Below are 16,742 nucleotides of genomic sequence, written 5' to 3'. Positions count from 1 at the left end.
CGACACGCACCCCTCAACCGTCTCGGCGCTGCGCGCCGATCCACCTTCTCCCAAAACGGGAGAGCTTTACCCCGCCGATTTCGCCAGCTGCATGTCCACGAACTGCACGCCCTTGGCCGCAACTCCAGCCCACTCCGACTCCGCGTCGAGCTCCAGATACCGCGCCCACAGCCGCCGCGCTTCCAGCAAATTGCCGGCGTCGAATTCGAGCCGGGCGAGATTGAAAACCGGATCGGCGTAATTGCCGTCGAGCGCGATCGCCTTCCACAAGTGCCTTCGCGCCGACGCCGTCTTGCCCTCCTCGCTCATCAGCCCGGCGAGATTGAACCAGGCCTCGACGAAAGCCGGATCGAGCTTGATCGCGCGCGCATAGTCATGGGCCGCTTCCGCCGGGTGGCCGCCGGCGCGCAGGCAGTTGGCGCGGTTGAAGGCGGCGATCGCGTCGCCTGGATCGATTGCAAGGCAGCGCCGGTAGAGCGCGGCGGCACCATCATGGTCGCCGCCCTCCTCCGCCGCTTCGGCCTCGGCGAACAGCTCTTCCAGCGGATCGTCGTCGGAGGCGCCGAGATCGAACAGCAATTGCCCGTCGAGCTCGCTCTCGCCGCCATCCAGATAGATCGCATCGGGCCGCCCGGATGCCGAGCCGACCGCGAGCGACTTGGCGGTGAGCGAAGCCACCGGGCCGGAACGATGCACCGAGCGCGCGATCGCGCCCCATGTCGCGCCGCCGGCGACCAGCCCGGCATATTTGCGCGCCAGGATCAGGTCGCGGAAGGAATAGGGTTCCGAGTCATGTTCGAAGGCATCGAACAGCGACAAGAGATCGAGGTCGGCGCCGGATAGCTGCGACTGATCGATCAGCGATTGCCGCGACAGCGAGGAGGCCTCAGGCGCCTTCATCAGTCCGAGCAGGCGCAGAAAACCGTTCTCGCTGAGCAATGTGCGCCCGGCGCCGCGCTCGGCGGCGACGCGGCGTTCGACCTCGACATCGCCGGTCTTCGTGAGCCCGGCTTTGACCAGCCCGGCCTTGACCAGCAGACCGCGACCGAACACGACATGCGTGGTGCGCCGGATGACACCGCGCCTGAGTTCGCCATGCTGGCGCGCGACCTCGCGCGCCGCCAGCCTGAGCGGAAACGCCGCCAGCGCGCCGATCGTGCCGAATATAGCGCCGGCTGGTGCCGTCACTTCTTGCTCTTGCCGACCGCCTTCAGCAGGTTGGCTTTCAGCGGATTTTCAGCAGCGCCGCCCGCGGCCGTCTTGGCCTTGGCGGCGGGCTTCTCGTCGGCCTTGCTCTTCGACTTGGCCGGCGGCTTCGACTGCGACTGCGACAGGCTCGCCTTCAGCGCATCCATCAAATTGATGACGTTGCCGCGCTCGGGTGCCGCCGCGATGATAGGCTTGTGGCCCTTCAGCTTCTCGCGGATCATCGCCATCAGCGCGATCTCGTAGCGATCCTCGTAGTTCTTCGGATCGAAGGTGGTTTCCTTCTGCTTGATCAGCGCTTCGGCGAGTTGCAGCATTTCAGGATCCGGGTTGCCGGCAGGGATATTGCCGAAATATTCAGCCGTGCCGCGCACTTCGTTCGGGTTCCTCAACGTGCACACGAACATGCCGTTTTCGCGCGCGCCGATCGTCACCACGCGCTCGCGGCTGGACAGGACTAGCCGCGCGATCGCCAGCTTGCCGGATTTGCGCATGGCTTCGCGCAGCACGGCGAAAGTCTCCTCCGCCATCGCGCCGTCCGGCGCCATGTAATAGGGCGCGTCCTGGTAGATGACGTCGACCTCGTCCTCGTCGACGAAGGCCTCGATGTTCATCGTGTGGTTGGATTCGATGCGCACCGCGTCGAGGTCGCTATCGTCGATGATGATGTACTGCTTGTCCTCGTACTCGTAGCCCTTGACCAGGTCCGAACGCTCGACCAGTCCGAGTTCCGGATCGACCGGCTTCATGTTGATGCGGTTGTGGGTCTTCTTGTGCAACTGGTTGAACGAGATGCGCTCGCTGGCGCTGGTGGCGGGGTATAGCCGCACCGGACAGCTCACCAGACTGAGCTTGAGGTAACCTTTCCAACTTGCCCTGGGCGCCATGATGAACTCCTACGCGGCCATGCACTGAAACTTTTCGCAGCGCTTTCGTCCGAAGGACGAACAAGGCTGCGCAAATCCTACACCGACCCCGCACCTTACCGGCAAATCCTGACGAAATGTTTTAGGACGCCGGAAGGGCCGCGAGTAGAGAATAATTCAAATTGTCAAAAGCGTCGATGGACTTGGGTTTCCTCGCCCCCGCGAAGCGGGGGAGAGGAAACCAATCTATTTGAACGTGGGCAAATCCCGAGCAAACTCGTCGATCTCAGCCCACGGATCGCCCGACGTTTCCAAGAGTCCCGGCAGCGACGCATAGTTCAGGTCCTGCGGCGCGTCGATCGTCTCCAGATCCGCCCAGCTCACCGGCGTCGAGGCCGGCAGGTTGGTGCGGGCGCGCAGCGAATAGGGTGCGGCGGAGGTGTGGCCGCGCGCGTTGCGGTGATAGTCGATGAAGATGCGCTTCTTGCGGTTGTCCTTGCCCATTGTGGTGGTGAAGGTGTCAGGCGCGCTTGCCGCCAGATGCGTGGAAATAGCGCTGGTCGCCTGGTGCAGCGTCTTCCAGTTCTGCCTGGCGGTCACCGGCACGGTGATATGGATGCCCTTGCCGCCCGAGGTTTTGGCGAAGGGGACCAGCCCCAGCCTCTCCAGTTCGCCCTTGATGTGCACCGCGGCCTCCACCACTTCGCGCCAGGAGATCCCTTCGCCCGGATCGAGATCGAAGACGATCTGGTCGGGCCTGTCGAGGCTGGTGCGATGCGTACCCCAGGTGTGGAACTCGACCACGCCGAACTGCGCCAGCGCCAGATAGCCCTTTGCGCCCTCGACCGAGAGGTAGGATTTGGTCTCACCCTCGGAATTGGTCGCCTCGAAGGTGGCAACCGAAGGCGGCATGCCGGTGAAGGCATGGCGCTGGAAGAAGCAGTCCTTCGGCAGGCCGGTCGGGCAGCGCACCAGCGACACTGGACGCCCTAGAATATGCGGCAGCATGAAATCTCCGACCAGCGCGTAGTAGACGGCGATGTCGAGTTTGGTCGGCCCGGTCTTGCCGAACAGGCGCCTGGTCGGGTTGGTTACCCAGATCGTGGCGAGGTCAGCCTCCGCGATCAGCCGCTTGCGCTTGGCCGAAACCGGCGTCGAGAGGCCGACATCCCTGAGGCCGCGAAACACCGCATGGCGCAGAGCATTGTCCGCCGTGCGGTTGGCGTAATGGATATGGGCTGAAAACAGCGGCTTCACCCAATGCATCTCGCGCATGATTTCGCGCGGCGCGCCTTCGGGCGCCATGGCGCCTGATGTGAGCGGCTCCAGCCGGGCCAGAAGATCGGCCGCGGTCTCGGCGTCGAAGCCGGTGCCGACCTTGCCGCGATAGTGAAGCTCGCCGTCCTCGAATTCGGCAAGGCCAAGCGCCGCCAGCCCCTCGGCTGCATCCGAAACGGTGTAGCCGGCGATGACAAAATCGCCGGTTTGCAGCGCCTTCGTCTTGGTCCAGCTCTTCGTGCGGCCGCTCTGGTAGGTCGCGGTTGCGCGCTTGGAGACGACGCCTTCCAGGCCAAGCTCCGAGGCCTGGTCGTAAAGCCCCTGCCCGTCGCCGCCCACGTGATCGCTGTACTGGATCGCGGAGTTGGCGCGCAGGCCGGCGAGCAGTTCGGCCAGCAGCGCCTTGCGCCTTTCCAGCGGCGCCTTGCGCAAATCCCAGCCGTCGAGATGCAGGAGATCGAAGGCGTAGAAATGCAGCTTGCTGCCGGCGCCCTCCGCCAGCGCGTCCTGCAGAAGCGCGAAGCGGGAAATGCCCTTGCCGTCGAGCACGACGATCTCGCCGTCGATGATGGCCTCCCGGCACGGCAGCTTGGCGAAGGCATGCGGCAGATCGCCATAACGCTTGGTCCAGTCGATGCCGCCGCGGGTGATCAGCCTGACCTCGCCACCTGTCAGATGCGCCATGGTGCGGTAGCCGTCGAACTTGATCTCGTGCAGCCAGGACTCGCCGGTGCGGTCGCCAGGATCGTCACCGCCCGGCGGTTTCGGCACCTGTGTCGCCAGTTGCGGCTCTATGCGGGCGGCGGGCGAGGTCTTGACCGCGCCGGGCAAGGCGCCGGGCTTCAGCGTACCGGGCCTTGGCGCAGCCTTGGCCGGCGGCGGCGCCACCAGCTCCTCGATACGGCGGCCGGATTTCACGCTCTCCGGCCGCTCTTCGAGGATGTCGAGCGTGGGATTGGAAGCGAGATCGCGCTCCTTGAACAGAAGCCAATTCTTCTTGCCCTCCTCTTCGCCGGGCTTCGGCTTCAGCCTGGTCAACATCCAGCCGCCATTGAGCTTTTTCCCGGCCAGCCGGAACTTGAAGGCGCCGGTGCGCAAGCTCTTCTCGACATCCTCCATCGGCGCCCAGCTGCCCGTGTCCCAGACGATCATCGGCCCGCCGCCATACTCGCCTTCGGGAATGACGCCCTCGAAGTCGATATATTCGAGCGGATGGTCCTCGGTCTCGACCGCCAGCCTTTTGTCGGCCGGATTGAGCGAAGGTCCGCGCGGCACCGCCCAGCTCTTCAGCACGCCGCCGACCTCAAGGCGCAGGTCGTAGTGATCCGCCGTGGCATGGTGCTTGTGGACGACGAAGCGGTTGCCCTCCTCGGCGATCAACCCACCCGCCGGTTCCGGCGTCTTCGAGAATTCGCGCTTGGCGCGGTAAGGTTTGAGCTTGGAGGGCGTCGTCATGGCATCGACCGTCGCAAGCCAGCCAATTGCAACAACAGAGCGCCATGCCTGCTCGAACGGTCCGATGCGGCATGTATCAGGGTGACTAGCCGAAACGTCGCTGCCAACCAGTCACCACGCTCAATCGTCGGCCGCCGGCGTCAGTTCGAGCTCAGCGGGCGACAGGCCCTGCCGCAGCTGGCTCAAGCGGAATTCGTCGACCCAGTAGGCCTCGCCATCGACCAGCACGCGCGCCCTATAGGTGCCGCCTGAAAAACTCTGCGCGGTGATGTAGACCTTGTGGCGGTCGAGCGCCTTGCGCACCGCGGCACGCTTGGAGTTCTGGCTGTTCACGGCACTGGACATGCGCTTCGCCCTCGGTCGCCCTGACACGGAACTCGACCGCGCTTCGCGGTCCGGCGACTGGCGTCAAGGATGGCGGAGAGCGGCGCGGGTGTCAATTTCCTCGCCGCGGCGGCTTCCCTGCAAGACGCAAGCATAGCCGACGGCATCGGCTCGATTATGTCCGCGAACCTGTGGGCTGGAACAGTATGACATCTTGTTTGGCATATGCGCCGAGGCGGCTCGGCGCTTCTGCTTTCCGCATTGTTAACCTCGGCGCGCCTAGGAATAGGCGGGCTCCGGCCGCGGCGCCAATGCGTCAGAGCGGCGCGGGGATGGCGCGGCCATCCAGGAGAACAAGGCTCATGACCGCTTCCGTGCGAAGCAATGACTGTGAAGTGGCTGTTGTCGGCGCCGGACCTTTCGGACTTGGCGTCGCCACGGCGCTCAGGGCAGCTGATGTAGACGTGCTTGCCTTTGGCAGCCCGATGGGCTTTTGGCGCGAGAACATGCCTCGGGGCATGCGGCTTCGCTCGCCCTGGCGCGCAACCTTTATCGGCAACCCGAACGGCCCGCTCTCCCTCGATTCCTACGCCAGCGGCCAGCGCGTCCAATTGCGCGAGCCATTGCTGCGGCAAGATTTCGTCGACTATGGAATGTGGGTTCAGGCTCAGGCGGTTCCGGATCTCGACACGCGCATGGTGAGCCGTGTCGAACGGACCAATGCGGGATTCCGGCTGATCCTTGCCGACGGCGATGTGGTGCGCGCCGGCCGCGTCATCGTCGCCATGGGCCTGAAGAACCAGGAACTGGTGCCCGCCGCCTTCACCGGCCTGCCCTCCGAATTGGTCAGCCATACCAGCGCGCACACCGGATTCGAAGCCTTTGCCGGCAAGCATGTCGCCGTCGTCGGGCGCGGACAAAGCGCCTGCGAATCCGCCGTCCTGCTGAGAAAGGCGGGAGCCGATGTCGAACTCGTCTGCCGAGGCGACATCCATTGGCTGGGCGCGCCGTCCAGCAGCCGGGGCCGCAATGTGCTAGGCGCCGCCGAGGAACTCCTGGCGTCGCCCTCGCGCGTCGGCCCCTTCCCGTTGTCCTGGCTGATCGAGGCGCCGGGTCTCGTGCATGGTTTGCCGGCGGCGGCACGACGCTGGGTCAATGCGCGTGGCCTCAGGGCCGGCGCGTCGGGCTGGCTGCTGCCGGACTTCGGCGGCATCGAGGTCAAGGCCGGCCGCGTGATCGTCGGCGCCTCCGCCAGCAACTCCGGAATAGACTTGCGGTTCGAGAACGGCTCGACCGCTTACGATCACGTCCTTCTTGCGACCGGCTATCGCATAGACATCGGCAAGCTCGGGCTCTTCGCCCCCGATTTCCTCGATGCGATAGCCTGCCGTGACGGATCGCCTGTCCTTTCCACGGGACTGGAATCGAACATTCCCGGCCTGCATTTTGTCGGCGCCAGCGCGGTCGCGAGTTTTGGCCCGTTAATGCGTTTCACCGCCGCCACCCCGTATGCGGCGCAGGCCGTCACCCGTTTCATACGCACTGCCAGAAGCAAGGGGCAGAACGCACGGCGCTCCACCATGAGACTGGGCGAAGCCTCGGTTCCCGCCGGCCCGAAGCCGCGTTGAGCGTCGCCGGCCCCGCCATGTATCAGCGCGATCAGGCGGGGCTCTCGCCTGTCAAAGCGGAAGAGCTGGGCAACCGGCCGTGCCGGACAGCATGTGAGGATGTAGGCTTGGCGACGTCAGGCGCAGTGTTTCTTGGGGGCGCGCACGGCACACTTGCCCTGGCGCGCAGCCTCGGCGCGCAAAAAGTGCCCCTCACCTACATCACCAATGATTCGCCGCTGCCGGGCTGGTCGCGATTTGTCGGAGCCACCATCCGCTGGCCCGGCCCAAACGATGAGCGGGCACTGCCGTTTCTGCTGGAAGCGGCGCGTAAACACCGGCTGGAGGGATGCCTCCTGATCCCGGCCGCCGATCCAGAGGTTCGCCTGGTCTCGGAAAACCTCGCCGCCCTGTCGGCGATCTATAAGATCTTGCTGCCTTCCTGGGATGCGTTGCAGTGGGTCTGCGACAAGCCGTTCCTCTACAGGCGGGCAACCGAGTTGCGGCTGTCCATTCCAAGGACCTATGACATCGCATCCATGGCGCAGGCCTCATCCCTGGACATGGTTTTTCCGGTCGTTCTCAAGCCTCACATGGGCGGCGGCAACACCCGCATCGCCAGGGCCAAGGTCGTCCAGGCCGACGACAGGGCCTCGTTTCTCGCCGCCTATCGCGGCGCGGCCGAACAGATCGGCGGCCAAAACGTCGTCGTGCAGGAGCGCGTGCCGGGCGGGGGAGAAAGCCAATTCTCTTACGCCGCGCTCTGGAAAGAGGGCAAGCCGATCGCGGAGTTCACCGCGCGCCGCTCGCGGCAGTATCCGGTCGACTTCGGCTATACCAGCACCTTCGTCGAGATCGTCGACGAGCCCCGCGCCGTCGCTGCCGCGCGCACATTGCTGTCGTCGATCGGCCATAGCGGCCTGGTCGAGGTCGAATTCAAGCACGATTGTCGCGACGGCACGCTCAAGCTTCTCGACGTCAATCCGCGCCCCTGGTCGTGGTTCGGACTTTGCGCGCCTGCCGGCGTCGACCTGGGGGCGATGCTGTGGGAGACAGTGAACGGCCGGGCCACCGCAGCCGCTACCGCTCGCCCGGGAACGGCATGGATGTATCTGGCCCGCGACGCTGTTTCATCCGTGACGCTGATGCTGGGCGGCAGGCTTGGCATCGCGGCCTATGTCAACTCCTTCGCGACGGTTCGATCCTGGGCGGCGTTCGCCTCAAACGATCTGCTGCCGGGGCTGATCGAACTGCCGCTGACGGCATGGCGGGTGCTGACGAAACGGCTGCTGAACCCGGCCGGCCGCCGGCCCTGACAAAATCGCCCTTTATGATGGCCGGTAGTCGAAGATCGCGTAATCGATGGTCCGCACCGCGTCGAGGAAACGCGGCATGGGCGGCGTCACGCGTTGGTGGAAAGACCCGGCATCGTGGATGGCGGGCTTCGCCCATTCGATGGCCCTGTGGCTCGAACTGCCGTAAACGACGAGGCAGGGCCGCGGGTGCCGTTCCAGCGACGACATGAGATTGCCCAGCACGATTTCGAACACGTCCCTGGAAAAGGGATTGTAGAAATAGACCAGCAGCGGCGTCGGCGGGAACTCATACGTCGCGGCATCCGCTTCGATAACTGCAATCTGGCGGCATTTCTGGGCCGGGCTCTTGTATCGCTCGATGTTGCGCCGGGCGATTGCGACGAGCTCCCGCGCGAACTCCACACCGACAATCGCGGCGAACGGGTAGTGCGAGGCCAGCAGGAGCGTGCGCGACTTGCCCGAACCGATATCGATGAAGGTGTAGTCTGCAAGATCGTCCGTCAGCCTGTCCATGATGAAGGCGAAGGATCTGGGCGACGTGCAGACGCATTCATTGCCCTGGTCCCGGTGCGGTCCGACGACATCGAGCGCGTCGAGCCGGATCGAACCCGCCGTGTCGACGCCATTGTCGCGATCCCACTGGCGCGCCAGCCGGTCGGCAACGAGATGGCGGATGTTGCGTGCGACGAAGCGGCCGCTGTCACCAAGGCCATGCCGTCGCACGAGCCGGAACGGTTCGAGGATTCCTTGCTGCCGGACGAACCGCAGCGCCCTCGCGATGCGTCCTCTCGACCGGTCCTGCAAATCGATGCTGTACGTTTTAGGGTTCATTGCGGATCAGCTCGGTTGCCTGTCAGCGCAAGCGGCGCAGGCCGCGCACCAGGCCTTGGCCGGCCTTGAGCAGCCGCGGTTTGGAGCGAATGAAAAGCTCGATCCGGCAGCGCAGCGAAATATAGGCGGTGGCGCCCCATCCCCGCAGTGTCATCGACTGGCACAGTTCCGCCAGCACCGAACTGGCGGCGCCGATGTGCTCCTTATAGCCCTGGCTGCCGACCGAAAGGTCGAAATAGTCGAACCCGTGCCCGCGCCCCCACATCATCAGCTTGCCAAATGTCGTCAGTCCCGGCGGGGCAATGGCATTCTGGTCGATCCCAAGCAACAGGGTATGGAGCGTGCCTTTCCTGACCAGTACATAGATGACGGCGAGCCAGGCTTCCCCTCCGCGCAATCCGAAGATGCGCACCGAGCCGTCGGAAAGGCCATGCAGCGCGGCATCTCGGTAGAAGTCGACGACGGGCTCCTGCGTCAAAAGGTCGAAACGGCCGAGCTCGCGAAACCGCTTCAGTCGCAGTTCAAGGAGCGTGTCAAAGAGCGTTTCCGTCAGCGCCGGCGTGTCGGCCTCGACCAGGCTCAGGCCGCCGCGCTTTTCGAGGCGGCGGCAATGCTTGTGAAAGCTCTTGGCGAAGGAGGGCCTGCAGATGCGCTTGATAAGCGTTTCCGGTTCGCCGTGCAGGATTAGGCCGGAGGTGATCTGGAGGGAATCGTGCGCCGCCGAAAGCAGCGCCAGAGGATTGGCGACTCGTTGGATCTGTTGCGGGATTCCCAAGATATGGATGCGATCCGCCGGTGGCAGCACGGCGCGGACTGCCGCCCATGCGGCGTCGGCGCCTTGCCTGGTCCATGCCCTATCATCCGCCAGCAGCGGTGCCGAATAATCGCAGACGCCGCAGCTCAACCATTCGATCACGGAGTGGCCCGGCGCCCGGCGCCGCATCAGCGGCAAAAGCATGACCGGCGCGCCCGTGGCGGCGTCGTTGACCTCGACGACAAGCAGTTCCGCGCCTTTGGGCATCAGCCGTTTGGCGATCCCCTCGACCCACGCATAATGCTGATGCGCGGTGCACACGCCATCGGCCTGAAATCGCAGCCAGAGCGGCTTTACAGTGTCGAGGCTGGTGTGCAGCCGGGCTTTGAAGCGCGCGGCTGTACCGGCGCTGGCGGCAGTCGGGGACAATAACCCATCGGATAGATCCGTCTTGGGAGCCGTTCCCGTGGCTTGCCACATGCTTCTCCTGTCCTCCCGGCCGGCCATAAACATCGTCCACGCAAGCAGTGTAAACCCCGCCAACTCAGGACCGCTCCGGGCAGCCGTGCGTTGGAGCGCACGAAAGCCATGGTTGCGGACCAATGGCAGCGCTTGCGATACCCCCGCATCGTAAACCACGGCAAAGTTCGGTCAGGACCAGACCTTTGGCGCCATTATGTTCGTTGCTTTCGCCTACCGGCCGATGGCCGAACTAGTCGAACCTTTGCCCGCGTGCCCAGCTCGTCGACCTGCCATGAGGCCCGGTGAGACGTTGGGCACTTGCGCTCAGGTCGATCGCTAGCATCAAAGCATGAACGGTGCGTTGATGGACACTCAGAAATTGCACCGATCGGTCGTGCCACGTCGGGGCCATTCGTGAGACCACGCCGACGACAAACGGGGCCTTCCCGCCGCGTGCGTCCGTTACACCCTCACTGCCTCGCCTGCCACCGGTCTCTGCTACCGTTTTACCGGGGCGAACGGGACCGACCGCCGCCACCCGCCCAACCAGCTGTCGCGCTGCTGGTCCGGGTGCTCGATGTTCCATATGCGGTGACGTGCGAAATACCATGACGCCGCAAGGACGAAGATTTCGGAGACCGCGGAACCCAACAGCGACCACGGCGGAGGCGCGATTGCCAGCAGGATTGCGATCAGCGTCAGCCCGATTATTGCGCCACCGGTCGTGATGAACGCGACGGTCCGGAAATCACCGAGGACCTCAAGGATGATGCGAGGCATGACATAAAGCATGACCGGGATGAAATTCGCGATCACGAAAAGTCCGATGAATCCGACCGAGGCATCCTGGAGGGCCTGGGATTTTATCATCGGCAGGACGAATAGGATGGCACATCCATAGACGAGGCCACCGATCCCCATGACCAGCGACCAGATCTTCGCTTGCGCCCAGACACGGCTTGTTTCGTTGTTACGCATCAGCTTCGCCAGCTCCGGCTGCGTCATGTTGAAGAGAGCAAGGCTGATGATGCGTAGTGGGGCAAACAGCACGAGGACCGCCGCCAGCGGTGCGTAAGCGGCGGGTCCGGCAATGCCCGCGACCAGCAGGGCCAGGCATTGACCCTGGATGTTCGTGGTGGTCGCGCTGAACGCCGACCAGCGCAGCTGCGGCCAGAGCCTTGTATAGCGGCGGCGCGTCGGCATGCGGAAGCTGATGCGAGGTGTGCGGCGCGCCAGCCGAACCAGGACGACGATGCCGAGTAGATTTGCGGCCGCAAGCGCATAGAACACGGTTTGCAGCGCGTCCTTCGCCAACCACATGGTCAGTCCGGTCAGGATGATGCCGGTGATCGTGAAAGCGGCGTCGCTGATGGAGACGATCACCTGCTGGCGCCGAGCGAACAATGCCGTGCGCATGTGGCTGCGCAGCGACCATGCGCCGACGAAGCAGCCCGCGGCGATGCCGCTCGGATCGCCCAGCAGATGCATCAGGATCGCCGTGCCGACCGCCATCAGCAGCGACACTACCAAAGCCGCTGTTCCGAAGGCCACGTCATGGGCATCGACGCCGGCACTGTTGGTGCTCTTGCCCATCCATATCGAGGCGGGGACGGCAGTGAGCGAGCGGATGTACGACAGGCCGACGCCGCCCATCACCATGCCGATGGCGAAGAGACCGTAACCTTGCGCCGACAGTATGTGCAGCAGCGCGATGTTGAGGGCAAAGTGAAAGCCGCTCTGCATCGCCTCGCCGCCGACCATCAGCACGAGGCGTCGCAGCAGATGGACCGGGAATTTCACGGCCGGGTCTCCGCCTGGCGGGCGGTTGCCGGCCTGCCCGGCCTCGCCATCGTCACTTTCAGCTTGTCGGCGGCGATCGCCGCGATCGCGGCCGCTGCGACCGGTTCGCTGAAGACTGTCTCGTAGCGCGCACGGCCGGCGGCAATAAAACCGCGCCAGGCCTCGGGCCGCAGGATGATCGCCTGCAATTTCGCGGCAAGGGCGGCGGCGTTGTTCGGCGGAACATGCCAGCCGGTCTCCCCGTCGCTGACCACCTCGACCAGCCCGCCGATCGCCGATACCAGTGGCGGCCGACCATAGGCCATCGCCTCGATGGCGACGCGGCCCAGCGATTCCGGGCGCCGCGACGGAACGGTGACGATGTCGGCCCAGCGGTAGTGTTGCGAGGGGTCCGATATGAACGGCAGCACGCTGACGCGATCGGCCAATCCCATGGTGTTCACCAGCTCGGCCAAGGCCAGTTCGCGCTCGGTGCTTTCGAAAGCGCCGCCCACCAGCCGCACTTCTATGCGCGAGCGCAATTCCGGCGGCATCGAGGCGACCGCCTCGAGCAGCACCTCCTGGCCCTTGATCCTGTTGATGCGGCCGAGCAGCAGCACCCGCAACGGCCGGCTGCCGTCATAGTGCATCGGCTCGACCGCAGGCGGGCCGGCAACGCCATTATAGACCACATGCGTGCGTGAACGTCCGGCAATGCCGAAAGCGGCGCGCGTGGCGCGTGAATTGAAGATCAGGTCGGCATGGCTCCAGCGCATCAAGGCGACCAGGATCGTGCGCATGAAACCTTCGGGGATCTCGTGGATATGCAGGACAGCCTTGTGAGGCAGCAGGCGGGCGGCCAGCGCATAGTCGGCCACGATCGAGGTGTTGACATAGACCAGATCGCATTGCCTCAAACGTCGCCATGCCCGCCATAAGGCCAGCGGCAGGCGCGCCATCTCGACGGTCGCGAGGCGCAGGATGGCTTGGCGCCGCAACACCCAGAGCGGCTCGAAGACGATCCGGCTGGCATGCGGTTCGAGGATCTGCACGATCGGCCCGCTGCGCGGCAGCACGACTTCGATGTCGGCGGACGGAAACGCGGCGCGCAGGGCTGCGACGCTTTCCGCGAAGCTTCGGTCGGAGCCATAGAGTTCGTAGCCCTGATGAACGCAGGCAATCCGCATCTTAATATCCCGCCAGGTTCATACCCCATCCAGCATCGCGCGAGGCGGATGGCTGCCGAAGTCCAGGAGCAAGGATCATGCCCGGTCCGCTTTCCCAGACGGTTAGGCCGAGGAACCCCGGCAACGCCTCGTTTCGATACAGATACGCCCGGAAAGTTGACCGATAATGAAACAACTCCGGCGTTTGGTAAGAATTTTTTACGACGTTCTGCGACAGTTGCTCCCACTCTTGCCCGGCTGGAAGTCGCAGGGTGGGTTCTGGTGCAATGAACATTCCGGAAAGTCCCGTCGGCCATGACATCAAAGCCCTCCATCCTGATCCTGGGAACGCGCGGCATACCCGCGGCCCATGGCGGTTTTGAAACCTTCGCCGAGAAGCTGGCGCTTTTCCTCGCCGGACGCGGCTGGAGGGTCGGCGTTTACTGCCAGGACGAAGTCGAGCGTGTCGAGCACAGGGCGCGCAGCGAAACCTGGCGCGGCATCGAACTCATCCACATCCAGGTCGCCTCGAAAGGTCCGCGCGCGACGCTGGAATTCGACTGGCAATGCGTGCGCGATGCCGTGCGGCGGCCCGGCGTGTGCCTCGTGCTGGGTTACAATGGCGCGCTTTTCCTGACCTGGCTCAGGCTGATGCGGCGCAAGATCATGACCAACATGGACGGCATCGAATGGCGCCGCCCCAAATGGGGCCTGGCGGCGCGAAGCTGGTTCTGGCTCAACGAATGGATCGGCGCCTGGACCTCGCATCGCCTCGTCGCCGATCATCCTGTCATCGCCGATCATTTGGCGACACGCCGGCCGCGCAGCGCGATCGTCACCATCCCCTATGGCGGCGATCCGGTGACGACGGCGCCGGAGGCACCGGTCAGGGCGCTCGGGCTCGAACCTGGAAAGTACCTGATCTCGATCGCGCGCATCGAGCCCGACAACAACATCCTGCCGATCGTCGAAGCCTTTTGCAGCAAAAAGCGCGACATGAAGCTGGTGGTGCTTGGAACGCTCTCAGATGAAATCTCCTATCACGCCGCCATCCGCAAGGCCGCGAACGGCTCGGTGGTTCTGCCCGGGGCCATCTATGACCAGGCGACCGTGAAGGCGCTGCGGTACCACGCGCGCGCCTATATGCATGGCCACACGGTCGGCGGCACCAACCCGTCATTGGTCGAGGCGCTGGCGGCCGGCAACATGGTGATCGCCCACGACAATCCCTACAACAGGTGGACCGCGGGCGCCGCCGCCCTCTATTTCACCGATACCGGCACTTGCGCCGGCCGGATCGATCGGGCCATCGAAGACGACGCCCTGGTCGAGAGTTGCGGTGAGGCCGCCAGGGCGCGCGCCCGCGAAGCCTTCCGCTGGGAAGACGTGCTGCTGGCCTACGAGAATGAAGCCTTCCGGCTGCTCGGCGTCGTCGCCGGCGAGGCCATCCCGGTCGACCATCCCTCGCACGCATGACGACGTGGTCGCGCCGGCGGGTTCTCGGAGCGGCGCTGTCCACGGCGGGGTTGTTCGCGCCGCTTTCTCCCGTGTCGTCCAGCCTGGCCGCCACCGGCGAATGGCGCTTCCGGCGCGGCGTCAACGCCTTCCCCTGGTTTTCGCTGACGCGCGAATTCCCCGCACCCCGTACCGACTACGACTGGCCTCCATTCCAGCAGCGGCCGGTGCCGACGGCGGCCGATCTGCGCAGGCTGCGCGCGACAGGTCTCGATTTCATCCGCCTGCCGGTCGATCCCGGCCCGTTCCTGGCCGGCGATGCCGGCACGCGCGGCCGTTTGCTGGCGATGCTCGATCGGGCGGTCACCGCCGCTCTCGACGCCGACCTCGGCATCATCGTCAACGTGCAGGCCAATAGCGCGACCCACTATTGGAATCCGGACCGCATGGTCTCCAGCACTGCCGCGCCCGCCTTCGATCTCTATCGGACGCTGATCGGCGAGCTTGCCGGCCGGCTGGCGCGGTTTCCATCGGGCAAGGTCGCGCTGGAGCCGGTCAACGAGCCGCAGCAATCCTGCGAGTCCAACGTCTGGTCGCAGGTCCAGTTCGCGCTCCTGACCGAAGCCAGGGCATCGTCCGTTACCCTGCCGCTGGTCGTGACCGGTGGCTGCGGCTCCATGGTGAGCGGGCTGACCGCGCTCGATCCGGCGCCGCTCTCGCGCTTCGAACCGATCCTGTTCACCTTCCACTTCTATGAGCCCTACCTGTTCAGCCACCAGGGCGCGCCGTGGATGAGCGAACCCGTCTACCGTTCGCTCAACAACGTGCCGTGGCCCGCCTCGGCCGGTTCGCTCGAGGCGACGCTAGCTTCGGTGCGGGCGCGCATGGCCGAGGACGCCGAAACCTCCGAAGCGGACAAGAAAGCCGCCTACGCGGAAACCGAGCGCGTGCTGAAGGTCTATTTTGACGCCCAGCCCGGCCGCTGGTTCATCGACAGATACCTTAGCCAGGCGCGCGATTGGGCGGATAGCCATGACATCGCGCCCGAACGCATCATCATGGGCGAGTTCGGCGCGCTGCGCACCGACGCCCGCTACGTCGCCGCGCCCGATCCCGACCGCGCCCGCTACATCGCCGACGTCAGGCAAAGCGCAGAGTCGTTCGGCTTTGCCTGGGCCTTCTGGGCCCTCTTCGACGGCATGGGCATGATGGACGACACCACGCGCGCCCTGGACCCGGCGATGATCGAGGCGCTTGGGCTGGAGATGCCGGGCTAGACGGCCTATCCCCGTTGCTTGTCCTTGCTTCCGTCAAGCGGAGGCAGCGATCGCCGAGGCGAAGTCGCGATATGGGCGCAGTGGGCGTCCGAGCAAGGCGGTCAGGCGCTCGACGTCGCCGGCCTCAGGCAGCATCCCGTTGGTCAAGAACCGCTCGCCCATCAGGCGCATGTCGTAGGCCATCCAGGCGGGCAAGAGCTGCTTGAGATTTTGCTCGAAGCCTTCGGTATTGTCGCCGCCGTAGTTGATCGGGCGGCCAAGCACCTCTGACCAGATTGCGGCGATATCCGTCCCGGTCAGTGTCTCCGGGCCGACGAGGTTGATTCGGTCGAGCGCAAGCGGCTCGGAAGACTGTTCGCGGCGCAGCAACTCGAGGGCGGCGATCTCGGCGATATCACGCACGTCGATCATGGCGAGCCCCTTGGCGCCGATCGGCATTGGGTAGGTGCCGTGGCCGGTGATGACGTCTTCGATCATCAGATCGTTCTGGATGAAGTAGGCCGGGCGCAAGATCGTAGCCTTGAAGTCCATCTCCTCGATCATGCGCTCGACGCCGAACTTGCCCGCGAAATGGGGTACGTTCACATAGACGTCAGCGTGGACCACCGACAGATAGACGATCCGCTCGATGCCGGCAGATCGGGCGACGTTGAGCGCGACCAAAGCTTGGGTGAATTCGTCCGGTACCACGGCGTTCAAGAGGAACAGAGTAGAGACTCCGGACATGGCTTTCCGCAGCGAATCGACATCGAGAAAGTCGCCTTGCACGACGGAGACGCCTGCCGGGAAGTTGGCTTTCGACGGATCGCGGACGAGAGCACGCACATCTGCGCCGCGCTTGACGAGATGTTCGACGACTTGGCGGCCAATGTTGCCCGTGGCGCCGGTAACGAGAATGGTCATGAAATTTCTCCTGTTGGATTGCTTGACAGCTCCAATATGTGTGGCTCACTAACAGCCCAACAG

At 64.7% G+C, this 16,742-nt stretch carries 13 protein-coding genes; 4 read left to right on the top strand and 9 right to left on the bottom strand.

Translation table 11 applies throughout. The features are described 5' to 3' along the window. Positions 1–66: 66 nt before the first annotated feature. From FJ972_RS12930 to FJ972_RS12915, 4 genes are all read right to left on the bottom strand, one after another. On the bottom strand, positions 67–1,188 hold the full coding sequence (locus FJ972_RS12930) for a tetratricopeptide repeat protein (RefSeq protein WP_140521444.1): 1,122 nt from the start codon (positions 1,186–1,188) through the stop codon (positions 67–69). Further along, on the bottom strand, positions 1,185–2,093 hold the full coding sequence (locus FJ972_RS12925; RefSeq protein ID WP_140521443.1) for a Ku protein: 909 nt from the start codon (positions 2,091–2,093) through the stop codon (positions 1,185–1,187). The genes FJ972_RS12930 and FJ972_RS12925 overlap by 4 nt, the downstream gene beginning before the upstream one ends. Before the next feature lie 225 nt (positions 2,094–2,318). Beyond that, a complete protein-coding gene (ligD, locus tag FJ972_RS12920; protein ID WP_140521442.1) occupies positions 2,319–4,805 on the bottom strand; it encodes a DNA ligase D in 2,487 nt (828 codons plus the stop codon). A 120-nt stretch (positions 4,806–4,925) separates the two neighbouring features. Next, a complete protein-coding gene (locus FJ972_RS12915) occupies positions 4,926–5,150 on the bottom strand; it encodes a hypothetical protein (RefSeq protein ID WP_140499061.1) in 225 nt (74 codons plus the stop codon). Positions 5,151–5,491: 341 nt separating this feature from the next. Here FJ972_RS12915 and FJ972_RS12910 point away from each other — a divergent pair, with 341 nt between their 5' ends. Continuing rightward, a complete protein-coding gene (locus tag FJ972_RS12910; protein ID WP_140521441.1) occupies positions 5,492–6,757 on the top strand; it encodes an NAD(P)-binding domain-containing protein in 1,266 nt (421 codons plus the stop codon). 107 nt (positions 6,758–6,864) lie between these two features. Continuing rightward, positions 6,865–8,052, top strand: a complete 1,188-nt coding sequence (locus tag FJ972_RS12905; protein WP_140521440.1) for an ATP-grasp domain-containing protein — start codon at positions 6,865–6,867, stop codon at positions 8,050–8,052. Between the two features lie 12 nt (positions 8,053–8,064). On the opposite strand, the gene FJ972_RS12900 is transcribed toward FJ972_RS12905, so the two are convergent. The 4 genes from FJ972_RS12900 to FJ972_RS12885 form a co-directional block, all read right to left on the bottom strand. Continuing rightward, complete coding sequence (locus FJ972_RS12900; protein WP_140521439.1) at positions 8,065–8,883, bottom strand: class I SAM-dependent methyltransferase; 819 nt, start codon at positions 8,881–8,883, stop codon at positions 8,065–8,067. Positions 8,884–8,905: 22 nt separating this feature from the next. Beyond that, complete coding sequence (locus tag FJ972_RS12895; RefSeq protein WP_140521438.1) at positions 8,906–10,117, bottom strand: GNAT family N-acetyltransferase; 1,212 nt, start codon at positions 10,115–10,117, stop codon at positions 8,906–8,908. Between the two features lie 480 nt (positions 10,118–10,597). Beyond that, positions 10,598–11,899, bottom strand: a complete 1,302-nt coding sequence (locus FJ972_RS12890) for a hypothetical protein (RefSeq protein ID WP_181169975.1) — start codon at positions 11,897–11,899, stop codon at positions 10,598–10,600. Then, complete coding sequence (locus FJ972_RS12885) at positions 11,896–13,065, bottom strand: glycosyltransferase (RefSeq protein ID WP_140516153.1); 1,170 nt, start codon at positions 13,063–13,065, stop codon at positions 11,896–11,898. Before FJ972_RS12885 ends, FJ972_RS12890 begins: the two co-directional genes overlap by 4 nt. 294 nt (positions 13,066–13,359) lie before the next feature. Here FJ972_RS12885 and FJ972_RS12880 point away from each other — a divergent pair, with 294 nt between their 5' ends. Continuing rightward, the gene (locus tag FJ972_RS12880) at positions 13,360–14,520 is read left to right on the top strand and encodes a DUF1972 domain-containing protein (RefSeq protein ID WP_140521437.1); all 1,161 of its coding nucleotides are present in this window, start codon (positions 13,360–13,362) and stop codon (positions 14,518–14,520) included. Then, positions 14,517–15,776, top strand: a complete 1,260-nt coding sequence (locus tag FJ972_RS12875) for a glycoside hydrolase family 5 protein (RefSeq protein WP_140521436.1) — start codon at positions 14,517–14,519, stop codon at positions 15,774–15,776. The genes FJ972_RS12880 and FJ972_RS12875 overlap by 4 nt, the downstream gene beginning before the upstream one ends. A gap of 33 nt (positions 15,777–15,809) precedes the next feature. Here FJ972_RS12875 and FJ972_RS12870 read toward each other — a convergent pair whose 3' ends face one another. Further along, positions 15,810–16,679 carry an NmrA/HSCARG family protein gene (locus FJ972_RS12870; RefSeq protein ID WP_140521435.1) on the bottom strand — a complete coding sequence of 290 codons (870 nt, stop codon included), beginning with the start codon at positions 16,677–16,679 and terminating at the stop codon, positions 15,810–15,812. Between the last annotated feature and the right edge of the window lie 63 nt (positions 16,680–16,742).

Source organism: Mesorhizobium sp. B2-1-1, from assembly GCF_006442975.2.
In the GTDB taxonomy this organism is placed as follows: domain Bacteria; phylum Pseudomonadota; class Alphaproteobacteria; order Rhizobiales; family Rhizobiaceae; genus Mesorhizobium.
Note: the sequence above shows the minus strand (reverse complement) of the source record. Positions and strands in the feature narration are given on the sequence as shown.

Bases quoted from the DNA above. Each gene is read 5' to 3' on its own strand.
- FJ972_RS12870 (WP_140521435.1), bottom strand. From the start codon at position 16,679: ATGACCATTCTCGTTACCGGCGCCACGGGCAACATTGGCCGCCAAGTC.
- ligD (WP_140521442.1), bottom strand. From the start codon at position 4,805: ATGACGACGCCCTCCAAGCTCAAACCTTACCGCGCCAAGCGCGAATTC.
- FJ972_RS12925 (WP_140521443.1), bottom strand. From the start codon at position 2,093: ATGGCGCCCAGGGCAAGTTGGAAAGGTTACCTCAAGCTCAGTCTGGTG.
- FJ972_RS12880 (WP_140521437.1), top strand. From the start codon at position 13,360: ATGACATCAAAGCCCTCCATCCTGATCCTGGGAACGCGCGGCATACCC.
- FJ972_RS12910 (WP_140521441.1), top strand. From the start codon at position 5,492: ATGACCGCTTCCGTGCGAAGCAATGACTGTGAAGTGGCTGTTGTCGGC.
- FJ972_RS12900 (WP_140521439.1), bottom strand. From the start codon at position 8,883: ATGAACCCTAAAACGTACAGCATCGATTTGCAGGACCGGTCGAGAGGA.
- FJ972_RS12895 (WP_140521438.1), bottom strand. From the start codon at position 10,117: ATGTGGCAAGCCACGGGAACGGCTCCCAAGACGGATCTATCCGATGGG.
- FJ972_RS12915 (WP_140499061.1), bottom strand. From the start codon at position 5,150: ATGTCCAGTGCCGTGAACAGCCAGAACTCCAAGCGTGCCGCGGTGCGC.
- FJ972_RS12885 (WP_140516153.1), bottom strand. From the start codon at position 13,065: ATGCGGATTGCCTGCGTTCATCAGGGCTACGAACTCTATGGCTCCGAC.
- FJ972_RS12875 (WP_140521436.1), top strand. From the start codon at position 14,517: ATGACGACGTGGTCGCGCCGGCGGGTTCTCGGAGCGGCGCTGTCCACG.